Origin of the sequence: Acidisarcina sp. (assembly GCA_035539175.1) — a bacterium.
Classification (GTDB): Bacteria; Acidobacteriota; Terriglobia; order Terriglobales; family Acidobacteriaceae; genus JANXZS01.
Map to the genome: position 1 here is coordinate 336,351 of DATLIY010000007.1, position 19,954 is coordinate 356,304.

The 19,954-nt window shown below is 58.5% G+C and carries 18 protein-coding genes; 12 read left to right on the forward strand and 6 right to left on the reverse strand.

Features of this window, described 5'->3' with window-relative positions; all coding sequences use genetic code 11:
* The first annotated feature begins 29 nt into the window (after positions 1 to 29).
* Positions 30 to 803 (forward strand): flagellar motor protein, encoded by a 774-nt coding sequence (locus VM554_04105; GenBank protein HVJ07541.1) that lies wholly within the window; start codon positions 30 to 32, stop codon positions 801 to 803.
* Positions 800 to 1,645, forward strand: coding sequence for a flagellar motor protein MotB (locus tag VM554_04110; protein HVJ07542.1), 846 nt, complete (start codon positions 800 to 802; stop codon positions 1,643 to 1,645). Before VM554_04105 ends, VM554_04110 begins: the two co-directional genes overlap by 4 nt.
* On the opposite strand, the gene VM554_04115 is transcribed toward VM554_04110, so the two are convergent.
* Positions 1,617 to 2,033: a secondary thiamine-phosphate synthase enzyme YjbQ gene (locus tag VM554_04115; GenBank protein ID HVJ07543.1), complete on the reverse strand. Its 417-nt coding sequence runs from the start codon at positions 2,031 to 2,033 to the stop codon at positions 1,617 to 1,619. The genes VM554_04110 and VM554_04115 overlap by 29 nt on opposite strands.
* A 37-nt stretch (positions 2,034 to 2,070) precedes the next feature.
* Here VM554_04115 and VM554_04120 point away from each other — a divergent pair, with 37 nt between their 5' ends.
* The 10 genes from VM554_04120 (at position 2,071) to VM554_04165 (ending at position 11,154) form a co-directional block, all read left to right on the forward strand.
* A complete protein-coding gene (locus VM554_04120) occupies positions 2,071 to 2,463 on the forward strand; it encodes a tetratricopeptide repeat protein (GenBank protein ID HVJ07544.1) in 393 nt (130 codons plus the stop codon).
* Entirely contained in the window at positions 2,460 to 3,188 is a 729-nt protein-coding gene (locus tag VM554_04125) for a hypothetical protein (GenBank protein HVJ07545.1), read from the forward strand. The genes VM554_04120 and VM554_04125 overlap by 4 nt, the downstream gene beginning before the upstream one ends.
* Positions 3,189 to 3,251: 63 nt before the next feature.
* Positions 3,252 to 3,887, forward strand: coding sequence for a non-canonical purine NTP pyrophosphatase (locus VM554_04130; protein HVJ07546.1), 636 nt, complete (start codon positions 3,252 to 3,254; stop codon positions 3,885 to 3,887).
* A 153-nt stretch (positions 3,888 to 4,040) separates the two neighbouring features.
* A complete protein-coding gene (locus tag VM554_04135; protein HVJ07547.1) occupies positions 4,041 to 4,817 on the forward strand; it encodes a succinate dehydrogenase cytochrome b558 subunit in 777 nt (258 codons plus the stop codon).
* A 61-nt stretch (positions 4,818 to 4,878) separates the two neighbouring features.
* On the forward strand, positions 4,879 to 6,660 hold the full coding sequence (sdhA, locus tag VM554_04140; GenBank protein HVJ07548.1) for a succinate dehydrogenase flavoprotein subunit: 1,782 nt from the start codon (positions 4,879 to 4,881) through the stop codon (positions 6,658 to 6,660).
* 20 nt (positions 6,661 to 6,680) lie between these two features.
* Positions 6,681 to 7,430, forward strand: a complete 750-nt coding sequence (sdhB, locus tag VM554_04145) for a succinate dehydrogenase iron-sulfur subunit (GenBank protein HVJ07549.1) — start codon at positions 6,681 to 6,683, stop codon at positions 7,428 to 7,430.
* Positions 7,431 to 7,596: 166 nt separating this feature from the next.
* Complete coding sequence (locus tag VM554_04150) at positions 7,597 to 8,223, forward strand: SDR family oxidoreductase (protein HVJ07550.1); 627 nt, start codon at positions 7,597 to 7,599, stop codon at positions 8,221 to 8,223.
* Between the two features lie 213 nt (positions 8,224 to 8,436).
* On the forward strand, positions 8,437 to 9,750 hold the full coding sequence (locus VM554_04155; GenBank protein HVJ07551.1) for a dipeptidase: 1,314 nt from the start codon (positions 8,437 to 8,439) through the stop codon (positions 9,748 to 9,750).
* Positions 9,751 to 9,845: 95 nt separating this feature from the next.
* A complete protein-coding gene (locus VM554_04160; protein ID HVJ07552.1) occupies positions 9,846 to 10,595 on the forward strand; it encodes a peptidylprolyl isomerase in 750 nt (249 codons plus the stop codon).
* Positions 10,596 to 10,626: 31 nt separating this feature from the next.
* Positions 10,627 to 11,154 (forward strand): peptidylprolyl isomerase, encoded by a 528-nt coding sequence (locus VM554_04165; protein HVJ07553.1) that lies wholly within the window; start codon positions 10,627 to 10,629, stop codon positions 11,152 to 11,154.
* Between the two features lie 93 nt (positions 11,155 to 11,247).
* On the opposite strand, the gene VM554_04170 is transcribed toward VM554_04165, so the two are convergent.
* The 5 genes from VM554_04170 to carB all read right to left on the reverse strand — a co-directional run bounded on the left by VM554_04170 (position 11,248) and on the right by carB (position 19,889).
* The gene (locus VM554_04170) at positions 11,248 to 12,297 is read right to left on the reverse strand and encodes a 2-oxoacid:ferredoxin oxidoreductase subunit beta (protein HVJ07554.1); all 1,050 of its coding nucleotides are present in this window, start codon (positions 12,295 to 12,297) and stop codon (positions 11,248 to 11,250) included.
* Positions 12,298 to 12,300: 3 nt separating this feature from the next.
* The gene (locus VM554_04175; protein HVJ07555.1) at positions 12,301 to 14,172 is read right to left on the reverse strand and encodes a 2-oxoacid:acceptor oxidoreductase subunit alpha; all 1,872 of its coding nucleotides are present in this window, start codon (positions 14,170 to 14,172) and stop codon (positions 12,301 to 12,303) included.
* Between the two features lie 598 nt (positions 14,173 to 14,770).
* On the reverse strand, positions 14,771 to 15,829 hold the full coding sequence (locus VM554_04180) for a dihydrodipicolinate synthase family protein (protein HVJ07556.1): 1,059 nt from the start codon (positions 15,827 to 15,829) through the stop codon (positions 14,771 to 14,773).
* 136 nt (positions 15,830 to 15,965) lie between these two features.
* Positions 15,966 to 16,160 (reverse strand): hypothetical protein, encoded by a 195-nt coding sequence (locus VM554_04185; GenBank protein ID HVJ07557.1) that lies wholly within the window; start codon positions 16,158 to 16,160, stop codon positions 15,966 to 15,968.
* 426 nt (positions 16,161 to 16,586) lie between these two features.
* On the reverse strand, positions 16,587 to 19,889 hold the full coding sequence (carB, locus tag VM554_04190; protein ID HVJ07558.1) for a carbamoyl-phosphate synthase large subunit: 3,303 nt from the start codon (positions 19,887 to 19,889) through the stop codon (positions 16,587 to 16,589).
* Between the last annotated feature and the right edge of the window lie 65 nt (positions 19,890 to 19,954).

A 19,954-nucleotide genomic window follows, 5' to 3' on the forward strand; every position in this document is an offset into this window, starting at 1 on the left:
ATTGAACCTATTCTCCTGAATGGAAAGACATGGATAAGAGCAGCTTTGCTGGACTTACGCTGGCGGTCATCGGAATCGTTGCCGGACTGCTTCTCGAAGGCGGCAACATCGGTCAGGTTTTGCAGCCTACGGCGGCGATGATCGTCTTTGGAGGCACGATCGGCGCGGTGATGTTGCAGTTCCCCCTGCAGACGGTTCTCTCTGCCTTTCGGCAGGTACTCTCAGTCTTCTGGACGAAGCCGGATACTGGCGATGCAACGCTGAAGCAGCTACTGGTGTATGCCAACAAGGCCCGCCGCAGCGGCATTGTCTCTCTCGATCAGGATCTTGCCACAGTGACGGATCCATTTCTCAAGCAGGCCCTGATGCTGGCCGTCGACGGCACGGAACCGAGCGAGCTTCGCAAGATCATGGAGCTTGAAATCGACAACAACAACGAACTGGAAGAGCGAATTCCAGCTGTCTTCGAATCCGCGGGAGGATTTTCGCCGACGATCGGAATCATTGGCGCCGTTATGGGGCTGATCCAGGTGATGCAGCATCTGGACAAGATGGATGAGGTGGGCAAGGGCATTGCTGTCGCTTTCGTCGCAACCATCTATGGCGTAGGAGCAGCGAATATTCTCTTTCTGCCTGCGGCCGGCAAGCTCAAGCTGCGCATGCGGGAGCAGCAGATGCGCCGGGAGATGCTGCTGGAAGGGGTGATCTCCATCCTTGAGGGGATGAACCCGCGCATGATCGAGATCAAGCTGAACAGCTTTCTCACCGAGACCAAATCCATTCCCGCAAAGGAGATTGCATGAGGCGTCGTCGCGCGAAAGCGCATGTCAGTCATGATCGCTGGCTGGTGTCCTATGCGGACTTCATTACCTTGCTTTTTGCATTCTTCGTCGTGCTGTACGCGGCGTCGAAGGCTGACACCAAAAAGCAAGTGCAATTCGCGTTGGCGATTGACTCTGCATTTCGTTCCCTTGGGCTCTTCGCCGGCGATAAAGCGGCCCAAAACAGGTTGAATGCCATGGCCCAGGCACAGGAAACGCCAGCCAATATCGAAATTGAAAATGAGCTGCTCATTCCGCCGCAGGTGCGGCAGGACTTCCAGAAAATACAGAAGAACCTGGAAGGGCTCCTGTCGGCGCAGATCGCCCAGCACACCGTTTCGATTCATATCGGGCATGATGGACTGGTCATCTCTCTGCGGGAAGCGGGCTTCTATGATAGCGGCTCTGCCGTTCCGCACAGCAACACGGTCCCCATCCTCAACCGCATTGCCGATGTCCTGCGCAGCACTCCTTATGACCTGCGCATTGAGGGGCACACGGACAACGTGCCCATCCATACCGACCAGTTCGAATCGAACTGGGAGCTCTCCGCCGTAAGAGCCACGCGGCTTGCGCGCATCTTCGTCGTGGATCACAACTTCGCTCCCGAGCGGCTCTCCGCAGCCGGGTATGCGGAGTTCCATCCCGTAGCATCGAACGCCAGCGCCGAAGGCCGAGGGCAGAACCGCCGCGTGGACGTCATCGTTCTGCCTCGCTCCAGCATGCGCCCCACGCTCGAAAGGAACGCAGCCTCCATCCTCGCGGGCCCGGTAAGCTCGCCAGGAGTACCGCCGGCTACGCAACCCCCAACAGCTTTACGATGACGCGCTTCTTCCGCTGGCCATCGAATTCCGCATAAAAGACCCGCTGCCAGGTTCCCAGATCCAGGCGGCCATCGGTGACCGGCAGGGTTGTCTCGGGGTGCAGCAGCAGAGCCTTCAGGTGCGCATCGCCATTGTCTTCCCCGGTCTGGTGATGCTTGTACTCCGGGCGGGCGGGAGCCAGATCCTCCAGCCACTTCCCGATATCTTCAATCAAGCCGCTCTCGTTATCGTTCACATAAATCGCCGCGGTAATGTGCATGGGAGCGACGAGACACAGCCCATCCCGAATGCCGCTCCGACGCACAATTTCTTCAATCCTTGGCGTGATGTGTACCATCTCACGCCGCTTCTTCGTCTCAAACGAAAGGTATTCCGTATATGCCTTCATCAAATTCCCCGCTCCGAAGTATCATAAGGACATCCCTATGGATTCAGCATCGTCCAATTTGACTCATGAACAGATCCTCGCTGCGGCAGAGGAACAATATCAGCAGGCCATCGATCTGGTGGCTGAGGGCGATCCTTGTGCAGCAGCGGAGGGCTTTGAGGCCTGCCTGAAGCTCGATCCGGAGAAACTGGATGCCATGCACGGCCTGATCCGCGCGCTGCAGGATTGCGGACGTCTGGATGAAGGCATTGTCTGGGCAAAACAGCTCATTGAGCACGATCCGTCCGATCCGCTGGCGCACACCAGTCTCTCGATTCTCTACCAGCACAAGGGCATGATCAAAGAAGCCGAAGCGGAGGCCACCAAGGCCCGCCTGCTCGACTGGAAGCGCCAATTGCAGCAAGGAACCAAGCCAACGACGCAGTTGTGACCCGACCTCCCCGCATCTCCGGCTCAACCTCTCCGTCAGCGCCAGACAATTCCTCCGCGGCACGATTGCGGGTCCTCTACCAACATCTTGTGGAAGCTTATGGTCCGCAGCAATGGTGGCCCGCCAGGACCGCGCTCGAAGTCATCGTCGGCGCGTACCTGACGCAGAATACCGCGTGGCGCTCGGTTGAGCGATCCATCGAAAATCTGCGCGCCGCGGGCGCTCTCAGCCTGCCGGGGCTGCGCAGAACTTCAGAAGAAGAGCTTCGCCAGCTCATCCGCCCCTCGGGCTACATGCTGCGCAAAGCTGCCGCTATCCGGGCGTTCGTGGAGTTCCTCGACAGGGACTACGCCGGCTCTCTCAAGCGCCTGGCGGCCGTGCCTACCGCGGTGCTTCGGCCTCAACTCCTCCTGCTCCCCGGCGTTGGCCCGGAGACGGCAGATGCTATTTTGCTCTATGCACTCGGGCATCCCGTCATGGTTGTGGATGAGTATCTGCGCCGAGTCGCATCGCGACATCATCTGACACACGATCGCCCGCGCTACATGGAGCTGCAGCAGCTCGCGGAAAAAGCATTTGCGGAAGACAGTTCCGCTGAACATCTGCAGCACTTCAACGAGTTTCACGCCCTGATGGTGGAGGTGGGCAAGCGGCATTGTGGACCAACAGCAAGATGCGAAGGGTGCCCGCTGGCATTTGATTTGGTGCGCCCCGAGAAGGGCTAGCGCAGCTTCCCGGTCTGGCCGTGATCTTCGCCGGCACCGTTCCGAGAGCCGTACACTCGTGGTATGCCCACAAGGATTTATGTCGCCAGCACCAACCCCGGCAAGCTTCGGGATTTCCGCGTAGCAGCCGGAGATCTGGATAGACTCGGCACTATCGCGCTTCTCCCGCTTCCAGGTCTCGCAACGATTCCAGCGGCACCGGAAGACGAAGATACCTTCGAGGGCAACGCCCGGGCGAAAGCCATCTATTACAGCCGGCTTTTACCCGGAGAATTGGTTCTTGCCGACGACTCCGGCCTGGAAGCAGACGCGCTGCATGGCCTTCCGGGCGTGCGGTCGGCGCGCTTTGCGCAGGATGCCGGAGTTCCCGTCGAGACCGGCTCCGTGGATGAAGCGAATAACCGCCTGCTGCTGCGGGAGATGGCTGGCGTCCCCACTGCCCTCCGATCGGCGCGGTATCGGTGTGTGCTGGCGCTGGCGCGCGATGGGGAGTGCCTGGTAACGGGAGAAGGCGCGGTGGAAGGCCAGATACTCACAGAGCCTCGTGGAACCGGAGGATTTGGTTACGATCCGCTCTTCTTCCTGCCATCACTCGAAAAAACAATGGCGCAGATCGATCTCGATACCAAGCACCAACTCAGTCACCGTGGCCGCGCTTTTCGCGCTCTCCTTGGGCAATGGAAGCACAAAATTTCATAACCCGATTCGGGATATTTTCAAGGTTGCAACGGCGCTTCCTTGACTGTGGTTCTCTCGCACACCAATAATGATCGGTATCGTGACTATAATCACATTCGTTCCCGCGAGAGCTTCTCGCGTTTTAATCCACGAAATCAAAGGAGTCAATCGCACATGGCCACCACTGTAAGCCCCGCCACCCCTCCCATTCGTGGCGTGCAACCACTCCGAGCTGGAGAGGGTAACTCCTTTCTGCTGCGCAGGCTTCACTCCCTGAGTGGCATTGTTCCGATCGGGGCGTTCCTGGTGGAGCACTTCATCTCCAACTTCGAGGCGTTGAAAGGACCGGCGGCATACGCGCAGCAGGTCCGGTTCCTCAACGGCCTGCCATTCGTGCGGGTGCTGGAGTGGGTCTTCATCTTTCTGCCGCTGCTTTACCACGCGCTCTATGGTCTGTTTATCTGGATACGCGGCAAGAGCAATGTCGTCTACTACCCGTGGGCAGGTAACTGGATGTACATGATGCAGCGCTGGACGGGGATCATCGCCTTCGTCTACATTGCGCAGCATGTCTGGCGGCAGCGCTTCAGCGGCGTTTCCCTGCCGGAGAATCCGGGAGCAGCCTTCCACAAGGTTCAGATGGAACTCTCGAACCCCTGGATGCTGGCCTTTTATGGCATTGCGATTGTGGCCATCTGCTGGCACTTCGCCTACGGCGTCTGGCTGTTCTGCGCGAAGTGGGGCATCACCCCGGGCGACAAGGCACGCCGCAAGATGGGATATGTCTGCACAGCACTCGGTATCGTTCTTATCGCCATCGGGCTCAGCAGCCTGTATGCCTTTGTTGGCCCCAAATATCAGAATGCTCCTGCGGATTTAACGCCAGCACAAATCACCAATGGCGAAAACCCCTCCAGCGCACCCGGCAGCGAGCTCCCTCCTTCGCAATAGCGAGGACGAGCACGATCTGGCAGGCATCAGGCTCTAAAGCAAGAAAGGACAAGATCGAATCATGGCAGCAAATCCCAGGATCATCGTCGTCGGCGGCGGACTGGCCGGACTTTCGGCCGTCATCAAGATTGCCGAGGCGGGCGGCACGGTTGACCTCTTCTCTGTAGTCCCGGTAAAACGCTCGCACTCGGTTTGCGCACAGGGCGGCATCAATGCTGCTAAGAACCTCAAGGGTGAGGGCGATACCACCTGGCATCACTTTGACGACACCATCTATGGCGGAGACTTCCTCGCCAACCAGACCCCGGTCAAGGGCATGTGCGAAGCAGCTCCCGGCATCATCGACCTGCTGGACCGCATGGGCGTCCCCTTTAACCGGACGCCGGAGGGTCTGCTGGACTTCCGCCGCTTTGGTGGTACGCTCTTCAATCGCACCGCCTTCGCCGGCGCCACCACGGGGCAGCAGTTGCTCTATGCGCTCGATGAACAGGTTCGCCGCTATGAATCCGAAGGCAAGGTACGCAAGTTCGAGGCGTGGGAGTTTCTCTCCGCGGTGCTCGACAATAACCAGGTCTGCCGCGGCATCTGTGCGATGAACCTGCGCACGATGGAAGTCGTCACCTTTCCCGCGGATGCCATCATTATGGCCACCGGCGGCATCGGTGCCATCTTCGGCAAGAGCACCAACTCCGTCGTCTGCACCGGATCCGCAAGCTCGGCACTCTACCAGCAGGGCGCCTACTACGCCAATGGGGAGTTGATTCAGGTTCACCCCACCACCATCCCGGGTGAGGACAAGCTCCGTCTCATGTCGGAGTCGGCCCGCGGTGAGGGTGGTCGCGTATGGGTACCCCGCAAGGCCGGAGACAGCCGCCCGTGGAACAGCATCCCGGCAGCGGAGCGCTTCTACTTCCTGGAAGAGTGGTATCCCAAGTACGGCAACCTTGTCCCCCGCGACGTCGCCACACGCGCAATTCACCGGGTGGTTTACGAATTGGGACTCGGCATCGACGGCCAGCCGATGGTCTATCTCGATCTGACTCACATCGATCGCGCCACTCTCAACCACAAGCTGGAAGGCATTCTCGAAATCTACGAAAAATTTGTCGGCGATGATCCGCGCGAAGTACCGATGAAGATCTTCCCCGGCATGCACTACACCATGGGCGGTCTCTGGGTGGACTTCAACCAGATGACCAACATCCCTGGAATCTTTGCTGCGGGCGAGGCCGAATATCAGTATCACGGAGCAAACCGCCTGGGCGCCAACTCGTTGCTCTCCTGCATCTATGGCGGCTTCGTTGCCGGTCCCAAGTCGATCGAATACGCCAAGAGCCTGCCCGCGATACAGGGCGATGGCGGACACTCGGCGGAGAAGAAGCGGCAGGAGGAGATCAACGCCCGCCTGATGCAGGCCGACGGCTCGGAGAATCCCTTCAAGATCTGGCGCGAACTTGGCGAGACCATGACGAAGAACGTCACCGTGATCCGCTACAACAAGGCCATGCAGGAGACCGACGCCAAGATCTACGAACTGTTGGAGCGCTACCGCAACATTAACCTCAGCGACAGGAGCACCTGGGCAAACTCCACCTTTGCCTTTGCCCGGCAACTCTACAACATGCTGCACCTCAGCCGAGTGGTGACCCAGGGCGCGATCTTGCGGGACGAGTCTCGCGGAGCACACTACAAGCCCGACTTTCCGGAGCGCGATGATGAGCGCTTCCTGAAAACCACCAAGGCCCACTTCGCGCCCGACGCCGACGAGCCCCGCTTTGAATATGAGGCGGTCGATACCCAGTTCATCAAGCCACGTCCGCGCCGTTACGACGCAGCCAAGTAGACATCCAGGGGAGAAAGAGAATGGCAGAACGTACCGTCAAATTTGAGATCAAGCGTCAGAGCGGCCCCGATGGGGCCGTTGTATGGGATAAATTCGAACTACCCTATCACCCTGGGATGAACGTCATTTCGTCGCTGCGCGAGATCGCCGCTAACCCCACGACCGCCGAAGGCAAGGTAACAACGCCCATCACCTATGACTCCAATTGTCTGGAGGAGATTTGCGGCTCCTGCGCCATGCTCATCAACGGCAAGGCAAAGATGGCCTGCTCCGCGCTCATCGATCAACTGGAGCAGCCGATCAAACTGGAACCGCTTTCGAAATTCCCCATCGTGCGCGATTTGGCCGTAGACCGCAATGTTCTCTTTGAAAACCTGAAGCGCGTCAAGGCATGGGTGCCTCTTGACGGCACCTACGATCTTGGACCGGGACCTCGCATGATGCCGCAGGTGCAGGAGGAGAACTATCCCCTGTCCCGCTGCATCTCCTGCACCATCTGCATGGAGGTGTGCCCGCAGTTCAACGAGTCTACGAATTTCGTGGGCGCTGCCACGATCGCCCAGACCAAGCTGTTCAACGAAAACCCACTCGGCAAGGTGCTCAAGGAAGAGCGGCTCCACGCGATGATGGGCGATGGCGGCATCCAGGAATGCAGCTATGTGCAGAACTGCGTGAATGCCTGCCCCAAGCAGGTGCCGTTGACCCGGGCCATTTCAGACGTGGGCCGCGATGTCATCCTCCAAACCGCAAAGGACTTGTTCACGACTTAAGCGTGCTGTGTGATTCCAGGGCCGCGCGTACACCCCAGCGGAGCTTCTTTTCTCTCAAGCCGCCGGACATGTTTTTTTGCCGGAGCGTACGAGTGGCCTGGTATGAACTCTAAAAGACGGATTTGAGTTCACGACAAGCAAGCGCGTTAGCGATGGAGATGAGGCATTGAAAATCCTGCTCCTCGGAGCTAATGGCGGAGTCGGCCGCCTTATCGTTAAGGAGGCGGCAGCGCGTGGGCACAACGTAACTGCATTTGTGCGTAACCCTGCCGGGCCTTCACCGAATGGGGCAAAGGTGGTTGCAGGAAATGTTCTAGACAGCCAGTCGTTATCGAACGCTTTGTCAGGCCAGGATGCAGTTGTGTATGCAATCGGTGTAAAGTCTACTGGACCGACGACATTGTTCTCCGAATCGACGCGATTGTTACTCGCGGCGATGGAGCAGCAGGGAGTGAAGCGCCTCGTCTGCATTACCGGCGTTGGGGCCGGGGAGACTAGAGGTCACGGAGGCTTTCTCTATGATCGCATCATCTTTCCGCTATTCACGAAGAACCGTTACGCTGACAAGGAAAGGCAAGAGCAACTAATCCAAGATTCAGGCACAGACTGGACCATCGTGCGCCCAGCTCCGTTCAGCGAGAAGATGCCGCACAGCGATTTCCGAGCCGTCACCGAAGTTGGAAATGTGGTCCTCCGCAAGGTTTCGCGAGCCGAGGTGGCCAGCTTTGTGCTTGACGAACTTGAGTCCGGACGCTATCTGCGCCAGATACCATTCATCGGACACGAGAACTAAATGCGACAACGTAATCCGGGCCTCCTGGCACACGCGGCGCGGGAATTTTTCAACGAGGCGTTTGAATATACCGAAGCATCGATAGGCCGGCTGAGTTGCAGGCCGAGGCACGGAGGCTGCCTGCGCGCACGTTCCCGACGGGGCGTTCGTTTGGATAAACCAGGCATCCTGCTAGAATCCCGCTAACCGATCCTTCTGCTTTCGCCAAAGACCATGAAGACTCTTGTGCTCGCATTCGCCGCTGCCTCGCTGCTCTCTGTAAACGCACAGAACACCGCCATGATGCCAAAAACCCCTAGCGAATCCATGCCGAAGACGCATGCGTCCGTGATAGCCGATCCGCTGGCAGTACATCACGCCGCCATCGTCATCGATACGCATGCCGATACCACGCAGCGCTTCCTCGATGAGAGCTGGAATTTTGGAGATCCGCTGAAGGGCGGCAGCCTGAACCTGGAGTCTGCCAGAACAGGCAACCTGGGTGCGCAGTTTTTCTCGATCTGGGTCGATCCAGAGGCCTTCAAGGGGCAGTACGCGCACCGCACGCTGGCGCTGATGGATGCCGTCTATCAACAAACCGCAAAGTATCCCGAGCAGATGCGCATGGCCTACTCCGCCGACGACATTGTAGCTGCGCATCGCCAGCACAAGTTAGCCGCGCTGATGGGGGTCGAGGGCGGCCACTCCATTGAGGACAACCTCGGCCTGCTGCGCGACTACTACCGGCTCGGTGCGCGCTATATGACGCTCACCTGGGCCAACTCGACCGACTGGGCTGACTCCTCCGGTGACTACACCGACGCGAAAATTCCTCACACGAAGGAAGGACTCACCGAGTTCGGCAAAGATGTCGTCTACGAGATGAACCGCCTCGGCATGATGGTGGACATCTCCCACGTAGCGGACAAAACCTTCTACCGCACGCTTGTCATCAGCCGCGCCCCGGTTATCGCCTCTCACTCCTCGGCGCGCGCGCTGTGCGATTCGCCACGCAACATGACGGACGAGATGCTGCGTGCGGTCGCCGTCAACGATGGCGTGGTGATGGTGAATTTTTACTCAGCCTTTCTCAGCCAGGATTTCCGCAACGCCATGCAGGCGCAGGCTCCGGAACGGGAGAAGGCGATCAACGCGCTGAAGGAGAAGTACAAGGCCGAGGGCAAGCCGATTGATACACAGGCTCTCGATGCCCTCAACAAGGAGTACGCCGCCAGAATCCCGCGCCCGCCCTTCCACATTCTTATCGATCACATCGACCACATCGCCAAAGTCGCGGGTGTGGATCACGTCGGCCTTGGATCCGACTTCGACGGTGTGGATTCGCTCCCGGAAGGACTGGACTCCGCCGCCGACCTGCCGAAGATCACGCATTCTCTCATGGCCCGCGGGTATACTGCTGCCGATTGCGACAAGATGCTGGGCGGCAACCTGCTTCGCGTCTTCCGCCAGGTGGAAGCGGTAAGCCATCAACTTCAATCCGAGCAGCGTCCACGCATCGGCGAGCACCAGCCAGGAGAGAAGAAGTAGACCAATTCCCTGGCGGCTGCGAACCAGTCGGCCGCTTTCCTCTCCCCTAACGACTGGCATCAGGAGCCGCACATCAATTACCCTAGATTCCTGAGATGAGCATACGAGCTATTCGTGTTTTCGCGGCAATCGCTTTAGCATGCGGAGCCTTCGCCTATACCGCCGGCGCCCAGGAATCCACTCCTCCCCAGGGCCAGCAACCGGCTCCCTCGGCAGCGGAACTCCCAGACGCCCCCGGAGCGCAGGTGAAGGTCTCCCCACAGCCCACCGGGCCCACCGCCGTGCTGGACACGAGCCTGGGACGCATGACCTGCCGGCTCTTCGATAAGCAGGCGCCCGAAACTGTAGCCAATTTCATCGCGCTTGCCGAGGGCACCAGGGATTGGACCGACCCGGTCACCAGCAGGAAGATGCATCACAAATCTCTCTACAACGGCACAGTCTTCCATCGCGTGATTCCCGACTTCATGATCCAGGGCGGCGATCCAGCGGGCACGGGAATGGGCGACCCGGGCTATCTATTCAAGGATGAACTGGATCCCACTCTCAACTTTGATGTTCCAGGGCGACTCGCCATGGCAAACTCGGGTCCGAATACCAACGGCTCGCAGTTCTTCATCACAGAAGCACCCACCGAGCACCTCAACCAGATCCACACCATCTTCGGCCAATGCGATGAAGCGAGCATGCCTGTAATTCACTCCATTGCCAACGTCCCCAGGGACGCTCGCGACAAGCCGCTGACACCCGTAGTCCTGAAGAAGGTCACCATTGTGCAGGAGGGCCAGGCGATGCCTCCCCTTCCCGCAGCGGCGCCTGTTGCATCGCCAGCAGCAAAACCTTAACGCTTCCCCAACGATTCCGAGGAGAATCTTCATGTCACTTCAGCCCGGCACCTATGCCACATTCAACACCAGCGAAGGAAAGATTGTTTGCCGCCTGTTTGAGCAGGATGCACCCAAGACAGTCGCCAACTTCATCTCGCTCGCGGAAGGCACCCGTGAGTGGAACCACCCGACCGAGGGCAAGAAGGCCAACCAGAAGCTCTATGACGGCACCATCTTTCACCGCGTGATTCCTGACTTCATGATCCAGGGCGGCGACCCGATGGGAACAGGTATGGGCGGCCCTGGGTATCGCTTTGAAGATGAGACCAGGGGTTCGAAGCATCACTTCAAGGAGCCGGGAAAACTGGCGATGGCGAATGCCGGCCCCAATACGAATGGATCGCAGTTCTTCATCACGGTCGCGAATACGGACTGGCTCACCGGCAAGCACACGATCTTCGGCGAGGTTGTCGAAGGCTACGATGTCGTCGAGAAGATCTCCAAGGTCCGGCGCGGCGCACAGGATCGTCCCTCAACGCCGGTCGTGCTGGAGACAGTCACCATCGAACGCGTTTAGCTCAGGAAAATGGATGAACGCAAATATGCCCTCGCTTCACGCGAGGGCATATTTGTTGACGCTTAACGTTACGCAACGAAGTGATCCGACAGCCTAGCGATGCTTGGCAATGATCTCATCAAGCACTGCTTTGGCAGGACGCGTACGCTCCTGCGGCAGAGTGCCCAAAGGCTCATTCACCAGGTTGAGCTGCTCGATAAAGCTCGGTTTCTCGGTATTGATATAGAACACACCGGTGAGAACCTCGCCGTTCGAGTGCGACTCCATCAGCTGCGAGACGGCTGCGACGCGATCGGTTGGGTTATAGCCTTCGTGCAGCTTGCGCAGGCGCAGATGGGAACCATCGTGCATGGTCACATCATAGGTCGAGCCCGCATCGTACTCCACGGAGATGTCTTCAAAGCTGGGCACAAAGCCCACTTCCGCAATCTCCTCTTCATGAGCCTGCATGTACTTGTAACTCTTCGTCGATCCTTCGTGATCGTTGAAGGTTACGCAGGGTGAGATCACGTCCAGCATCACCGTGCCTTTGTGCGCGATTGCGGCCTTCAGCATGGCAAGCAACTGCTTCTTGTCGCCGGAGAAAGACCGCCCAACAAACGTTGCACCCAACTGGATGGCCAGGGCGCAGGTATCGATGGCAGGAAGATCGTTGATTACGCCGGTCTTCAGCTTGGAGCCAATATCGGCGGTTGCCGAGAACTGGCCTTTCGTCAATCCATAAACGCCGTTGTCCTCGATGATGTAGATCATGGGAAGATTCCGGCGCAGCAGGTGCGCGAACTGCCCCATGCCAATCGAAGCCGTATCCCCGTCACCACTCACGCCCAGCGCCGTCATTGTGTGATTCGCCAGCAAGGCACCAGTGGCAATCGAGGGCATGCGTCCGTGAACGCTGTTGAAGCTGAAGGAGCGTCCCATAAAATATGCGGGACTCTTCGACGAACATCCGATACCGGAGAGCTTCATGACCCGCTCCGGCTGCACGCCCATCTCGTACATCGCGTCGATAATGCGCTCCGAGATTGCGTTGTGTCCGCAGCCCGCACAGAGCGTCGACTTGCCTCCGCGATAATCTACTATCTGCAATCCAAGGCGGTTAGTCTTGGGTGCCGGTGCATTTGTAACAGTTGTAGTTGCCATTTCTTAGAGCCCCTCCTGCACTGCCGCCGCTTCGGTTATGCTTCGTGCGTCCATCGGAAGCCCGTTGAAGTGCAGTATGCTGCGAAGTTTGGTTGTCTCTGCCGCTGGCAGGTCGAGCTTGAGCAGGCTCAACATTTGTGCGTCGCGGTTTTGTTCGATCACGTAGACGCGATCGTGCGAAGCGATGAACTCATGCACCGCGGTGGTAAACGGGTATGCCCGGATGCGCATGTAGTCGGTTTCCAGGCCATGCTCTTTCCTGAGCTGATCGCGGCTCTCGACAATGGCAAAATCAGAACTGCCAAAGCCGATAAAGCCAATCTTGGACTTGCCGGTTTGCACTACAGGAGCCGGAACCAGCGTGCGAGCGGTCTCAAACTTCCGCGCCAGCCGCTCCATGATCCCCTGGTACTCCTCCGGTTTCTCAGAGTAGAGTGCCTGATCGTTGTGGCCGCTGCCGCGGGTGAAGTAGGCAGCCAGCGGATGATCGGTACCAGGCAAGGTGCGATATGGAATGGCGTCGCCATCCACGTCCTTGTAGCGCGCAAATCCACCCAGCCGCTTCAGGTCCTCAGCGGTCAGAACTTTTCCGCGATCCAGCGGTTTCTCCGGATATTCGAACGGATCGGACATCCAGTTGTTCATACCGAGATCCAGGTCGGACAGCACGAAAACAGGTGTCTGCAGACGCTCCGTCAGATCGAAGGCCGCCCCTGCAAATTCGTAGCACTCCTTCACCGAACCGGGCAGCAGAAACACATGCTTGGTGTCACCGTGAGAGAGAAATGCAACCGCGAGAAGATCGGCTTGCGAAGTGCGCGTGGGCATACCCGTCGAAGGTCCTGTACGCTGCACGTCGAAGATCACGCCAGGAAGTTCGGCATAGTAGCCCAGTCCTGCAAACTCCGTCATCAGGGAGAGTCCAGGCCCGGAGGTCGCGGTCATCGAGCGGGCACCAGCCCAGCCAGCTCCCAACACCATACCGATCGAGGCCAGCTCGTCCTCTGCCTGCACCACCGCGAAGGTCGCCTTGCCGTCCGGCTCGACACGATAGCGCTTCAACAAATCGATCAGGTCCTCGACCACCGAGGACGACGGCGTAATGGGATACCACCCCACCACCGTAACGCCAGCGAACATACAGCCCAGGGCCGTAGCTTCGTTGCCATCGATGATGATCTTCCCTGTCGTTGCCGTCATCCGCTCCAGAGTGAACGGATCAACCTTGGTCAGATTCTCAGCGGCGTACTCGTAGCCAGCCTTGACCGCGTTCCAGTTCAGGTCAGCAGCCTTCTGCTTGCGCGCAAACTGGTTGCGGACTGCGTGCTCGACAACCGCTCCATCCATCCCGAGCAGCTTGGCAACCACACCCACGTAGACCATGTTCTTGACCAGCTTGCGCAGCTTGGCCTCAGGGCAAATGGCGGCGGTCAGCTTGTCAAAGGGAACGGGATAGCAGGAGATATCTTCGCTGCGGTATTGCTTCAGGTCGAGGGATGCTTCGTAGATAGCCGCCGCTCCGGGATGCAGCGACAACATGTCTTGCTTCGCCGTCTCCGGGTTGAGTGCAACCAGGATGTCGATTTCTTTCTTTCGGGCGACATACCCGTCTTTACTCGCTCGGATGGTGAACCAGGTGGGCAACCCGGCAATATTGGAAGGAAATAGATTCTTGCCGCTCACCGGGACGCCCATCCCGAAGATGCTCTTCAACAAAACGCTATTGGCTGACTGCGATCCAGAGCCATTGACTGTAGCCACCTGGATGCTGAAATCGTTAACGATACGTCTGGATGCCGCTGCTTGTTGCACCTCTGAGTCTGGCTGCGTAGTGTGTACGCTCGTCGTACCCAGGACTACATCTCCTGTCGCCATTTGGCGGGTTCCCTTCAGTCCAAAATCCGAAAGATCGTCCTTCAGGTCTCTCTACTCTGTGATTATAGTCACTTAAACTGCAGAGTAACGCGGCAGAAATATATGCCGCACCTATTTAGGAATGAGCGGGCAAACTATGCATCGCGGAAAGCTCCATGCATCGAAACGACTAGAGTATTTTTCAGGAGATGAATCTTTTTCCTGCAACGCTCGGCCAGGCAGCACCATTCAGGGCCGGTTAACCTACTCGAGCGGTGGCGATGGGAGCCGATTTTTTCGAGCTTCAGCGTTTCTAGTTTCAGGAGCGAGGATCGCCGCATCTCGGGTGTCTGCTAGAGACGAAGGACAAGGAAATCGGGATAATCGGCAGTTTTAATCATTCTGAGCGTCGTTCAGTTTTGCCATCCTCAGCCTCATAGTAGTTTTTGTGTGAACCTGGGCTTCATTTAGTTTTTGTGTGAGCCTGAGCCTCATTTAGTTTTGTCATCCTGAGCGAAGCGAAGGACCTGCTTCATAACGCGAATCGCGCCACAGCCGTCGTCCTCGTCTGGCGCGATTTTCCTCACAACGCCATCCGCTCATGTAGTGCTAACAGGCCCTAACTGCGCATATCCGCCATCAGGACCTCGACTTCCGCCTTCTCTGCCGCAGTTAGAGGCAGCAATGGAAGCCGCGGCCGTCCGCCATAGTAGCCATTCAGTTCGCAGGCATATTTCACCCCGGCAATGCCCAGCGTGCCCGCCACACGTCCAGAGGCGACGGACAGCCGTTCCTGCTTGCCAAGCGCCAGGACCGGATCGCGGTCCTTCCACGCGGTGTAAATCTCCTGGCAGGACTGAGGAGCGCAAGCTCCCATGGCCAGAACCGCGCCGCTGGAGCCCGCCTGCAGAGACTCCAAGGTCGTCTCCGCGGCACCCGACAGCACCTGGAAACCCACTTCGCGGGTGCGGGTGGCCATGCGCGCTCGGGGCGGCGCCGCCGCAAGCACTGTCGATCCCTGGCCAAGCTGCTCTGCCGAGACAAAGCTGCCGCTGACTTCCTCGCCTACCGCCAGCATCCGCGCCGTTACCGCCTCAAAAATCGGCGTCACCGTCACGGTGCGCTTGCGCACTTCGCTCGTGGCGGAAACGACTGCACGAACGCGCTCCACGCTTCCGCTGGAATCCTTGATCCCGATGATGTTCGGATGATTCGCCAGTTCCGCGACCAACGATACCGGAATGTCGTAATGGGTAAATTTGGGAATGCTGTAGATCACCACCGGAAGTGGAGAGCGATCCGCAATCAGGCGGTAATAATTCAGCATCGCTGCTTCCGGCATCAGCGGCTCATAGAAGTTGGGAGTCCGTACCAGCACCGCATCGTATTGCTCCTTTGCGGCAAACTCCGCCAGACGAAGTGTCTCTGCGACGCTCTCGCGCCCTACCCCAGCCAGCAATACCTTTTCAGCGGCGGTGGCCTGGCGTGCCGTATGCAGCACCTCACGCGACTCTTCGTCGCTGAGCATCACCGCTTCCCCGGTAGAGCCCAGAACGACGAACCCCGCCACCGAGGTGAGCGAGTAGCGCGCCACGTTCTGTTCGAGTTTGCGAAGGTAAATCTGGCCGTCAGGATAAAACGGCGTGGTAAGCGCGGGGAAAATGCCTTCTAGCAGCATTCCCTTATTGTAAAGCGAACTGCCGGGAAGACTGAAAGCCCCTGCGAAGCATCCTCGAATGGAGCAAAAAAAACGCCCGGCAAATCGCCGGGCATTCTTCGCTTGGATTGCTTGCTGGACGCCGCTCAGGTGAGGCTTACGCGGCCAGCAAACCTAAATGGCTTTCGCCGCCTGCCACGGCCTCGCGGCTGTTGCCAGCCACGCTCTTCGTCTCGGCATCGATCCAGACACAGACCAGCGGCTGACGGGCATTCCCAGTTGGCACCCATACACAGGAAACACCCTGTGGACGGCGGTTCGCTCGCAATTGGTATACGGAAAACAGTTCCATCACTCCTCCTATTCGCCTTGGAGCCGAATCTGGACTCCAGTTCGCGGAGGAGCGGGCCATCCGACAGATTTCTTCAAGAAGATTTCTTTAGAAGCCTCGCTCTCTCACAGGTTTTCATCCGTCTGTGAGTGGCGAGACCAGAAAGTTCAGGCGCGCGTCAAACCCACAGAACTCTTGATCCTAAAAGGCTTAGGACCACATCGCAGTGCGTTCTACTCGGTATCATCCGTGACTTCCGATTCCTCACCGGGATTGCACGTGTATCGCCTTGTTGCAGAGTGGATCCTCTTGCCCCCACTCCAGTAATTAACATTCTATTCACATTTCTTCGATATGTAATCCCCAAAAAGGGTGAGGCGTTCGATTTTGCACCGAACGCCTCGCTGATAGCCTGCTACCCCTAAGACTTTGCTCTGATGACTTGCTCTATTGTCTAGCAACCTCGCGCCGATGGAGCGATTGCAGGGCATTCACCGTCATGATGTTGCGCTGCATCTCCGCGATGCCTTCGGCTGCCGCTCGTGCGGCGGCTATGGTCGTAATTGTCGGGATGCGTGCCAGCACAGCGGCCCGCCGAATCGCCTTCTCATCGAAGAACGTATCCTGCCCGCGCGGCGTGTTCACGATAAGCTGGATGCGGTTGCCCTTGATCAGGTCCACGATATTCGGCCGGCCTTCCTTGACCTTGTAGACGCGATCCACCACCAACCCGGCTCTCTGCAGCACGTCGGCTGTCCCCTGTGTGGCAACAATATGGAAGCCGAGATCCATGTAGGTCCGCGCAAGATCCACCAGAACGGGCTTGTCGTGGTCGTTGACGCTGAAGAACACGGTTCCCTTCGACGGCAGAATCTGCCCGGCAGAGAGTTGCGCCTTGGCAAATGCCTCTCCGAAACTATCCGCGACACCCATCACCTCGCCGGTCGACTTCATCTCCGGCCCCAGGACGGTGTCCACCCCAGGAAACTTGTTCCAGGGGAAGACGGGTGATTTGACGAAGAAGTGCGCTCCCGTCTGCAGGTCCTTGCCGGATGCAACCACCTCGGGCAGAAGCTCCTTCAGCTTGCGGCCTGTCATCAGCCGTGACGCAATCTTTGCCAGAGGCACACCGGTTGCCTTCGAAACATAGGGCACGGTGCGCGAGGCACGCGGATTAACCTCGATCACGTAGACACGATCCGGCTCACCCGGCCTCCCGCGCTTGATGGCAAACTGCAGGTTGACCAGCCCCACAACCTCCAAGGCCAGCGCCAGCTTGCGCGTGTAAGTGCGCAAGGTATCGAGCGTTGCCGGAGCAAGATCCACCGCCGGCAGCACGCAGGAGGAGTCGCCGGAGTGGATGCCTGCTTCCTCAATGTGCTGCATGATGCCCGCGATGACAACGTCTTCGCTGTCACACAGCGCATCCACGTCCACTTCCACCGCGTCTTCCAGAAAGTGGTCGATCAGGATCGGCCGGTCATGGGAATACTCGACCGCCTGCGTCATGTAGTGTGAGACAGCGGCGGCATCGTATGCAATCACCATGGCGCGTCCGCCCAGTACATACGAGGGCCGAACGAGTACTGGATATCCAATGCTCTCCGCGCCTGCCAGAGCCTCATCCACGCTGGTCGCCATCACGCCCGGCGGCTGTGGAATCTCGAGGTCCTGCAGCAGCTTGCCGAATCGCTTGCGATCTTCCGCCAGATCGATCGACTCGGGAGATGTGCCGATGATCGGCACCCCCGCTGCCTTCAAACGCAGTGCAAGATTCAGCGGAGTCTGGCCGCCGAACTGCACGATCATGCCTATCTCAGCGCCGCCCGAGGACTCGTGCTCATACACTGCCAGCACGTCTTCCAGCGTGAGCGGCTCAAAGTAGAGGCGATCGCTGGTGTCGTAATCGGTGGAAACCGTCTCTGGATTGCAATTCACCATGATGGTTTCGTAGCCGTCTTCCTTCAACGCGAAGGCTGCATGGCAGCAGCAGTAATCGAACTCGATTCCCTGCCCGATGCGGTTTGGCCCGCTGCCCAGGATGATGACCTTGCGCTGCGCTGTCGGTGCGGACTCATCCTCCTCGTCGTAAGTGGAGTAGAGGTACGGAGTCATGCTCTCAAACTCTGCCGCGCATGTATCCACCAGCTTGAAGACAGGCTTCAACCCCATCTTCTGGCGCAACTCACGCACTACCGCAACGCCCTCGTGAGTCGGCGTGCCCCAGACCTCGGCGATGCGCTCGTCGGAGATGCCCATGCGCTTCGCCTTCCGTAACAGTCGCGGTGACACATTCTCCGCAGCCGCCTCAGAGACCTCGGTAATGGTGTCGGTAATCTCCTTGATCTGATAAAGAAACCACGGGTCCATCGTAGTCATTCGCGCCACGTCGCGGACCGAATGACCGAGCCGGAAGGCATAGCGAATGTAGGTCAGCCGCTCCGGTTGCGCCGTCACCAGCCGCTGCGTTAAGCGACGCGGCTCCAGCACCTCTGCGCCAAGACGCTTGCCGGTTTCGAGCGAACGAAGCGCCTTCATCAGCGATTCTTTGAAGGTGCGCCCGATGGCCATAACTTCGCCCACCGACTTCATCTGTGGGCCCAGGTTCTCATCGGCTCCGGGAAACTTCTCAAACTGCCACTTGGGAATCTTGACGACCACGTAATCGATCGTCGGCTCAAAACACGCCGGCGTCATCTTCGTGATGTCGTTCGGAATCTCGTCCAGCGTATAACCGACCGCGAGTTTCGCAGCGATCTTGGCGATGGGGAAGCCTGTGGCCTTCGATGCCAGCGCCGAGGAGCGCGAAACGCGCGGATTCATCTCGATCACCGTCATGCGGCCGGTCATTGGATGCACCGCAAACTGCACGTTCGATCCGCCCGTCTCCACCCCGATCTCACGCATCACACGGATCGCCGCGTCGCGCATCGTCTGGTATTCGCGATCGGTCAGCGTCTGCGCCGGAGCTACCGTAATCGAGTCACCGGTATGGACGCCCATGGGATCCATGTTTTCAATCGAGCAGATGATGATGACGTTGTCCGCGAGATCGCGCATCACCTCCAGCTCAAATTCCTTCCACCCCAGCACCGACTCTTCAATCAGGCACTCGTGGACTGGCGAAAGATCGAGACCGCGGGCCAGGATCTCCATCAGCTCTTCGCGGTTGTAGCCGATGCCGCCGCCCGATCCGCCCAGCGTGAAGGAGGGCCGGATAACTACCGGGAAGCCTATCTTGCTTGCGAATTCGAGCCCGTCCTTCAGATTGTTCACCAGCGCCGAGCGCGGCATATCCAGGCCGATGCGCGTCATCGCATCCTTGAAGAGCAGACGGTCTTCGGCCTTCTTGATCGCCTCCAGCTTGGCGCCGATCAACTCCACGCCATACTTGTCGAGGATGCCTGCGTCGGCCAGATCCACGGCGAGATTCAGCGCCGTTTGCCCACCCACGGTCGGCAGCAGAGCAAAGACTCCGGTGCGCCCCTCATCCTTGAGCATCTGCGTTTCCACGCGGATGATCTCTTCGACGTACTCCTTGGTCAGCGGCTCGATATAGGTGCGATCGGCGAGCTCGGGATCGGTCATGATGGTCGCTGGATTGGAGTTCACCAGCACGACCTCATACCCCTCTGCCTTCAGCGCCTTGCACGCCTGTGTCCCGGAGTAGTCGAACTCCGCCGACTGCCCAATCACGATCGGCCCTGAGCCGATGACCAGAATCTTCGTTATGTCGTTTCTACGTGGCATATCTACGTCCCAAATCCTTGTTGGTTACTGCGGCCAGCAAAATTATTCGGATCTTCAGTCGCGGC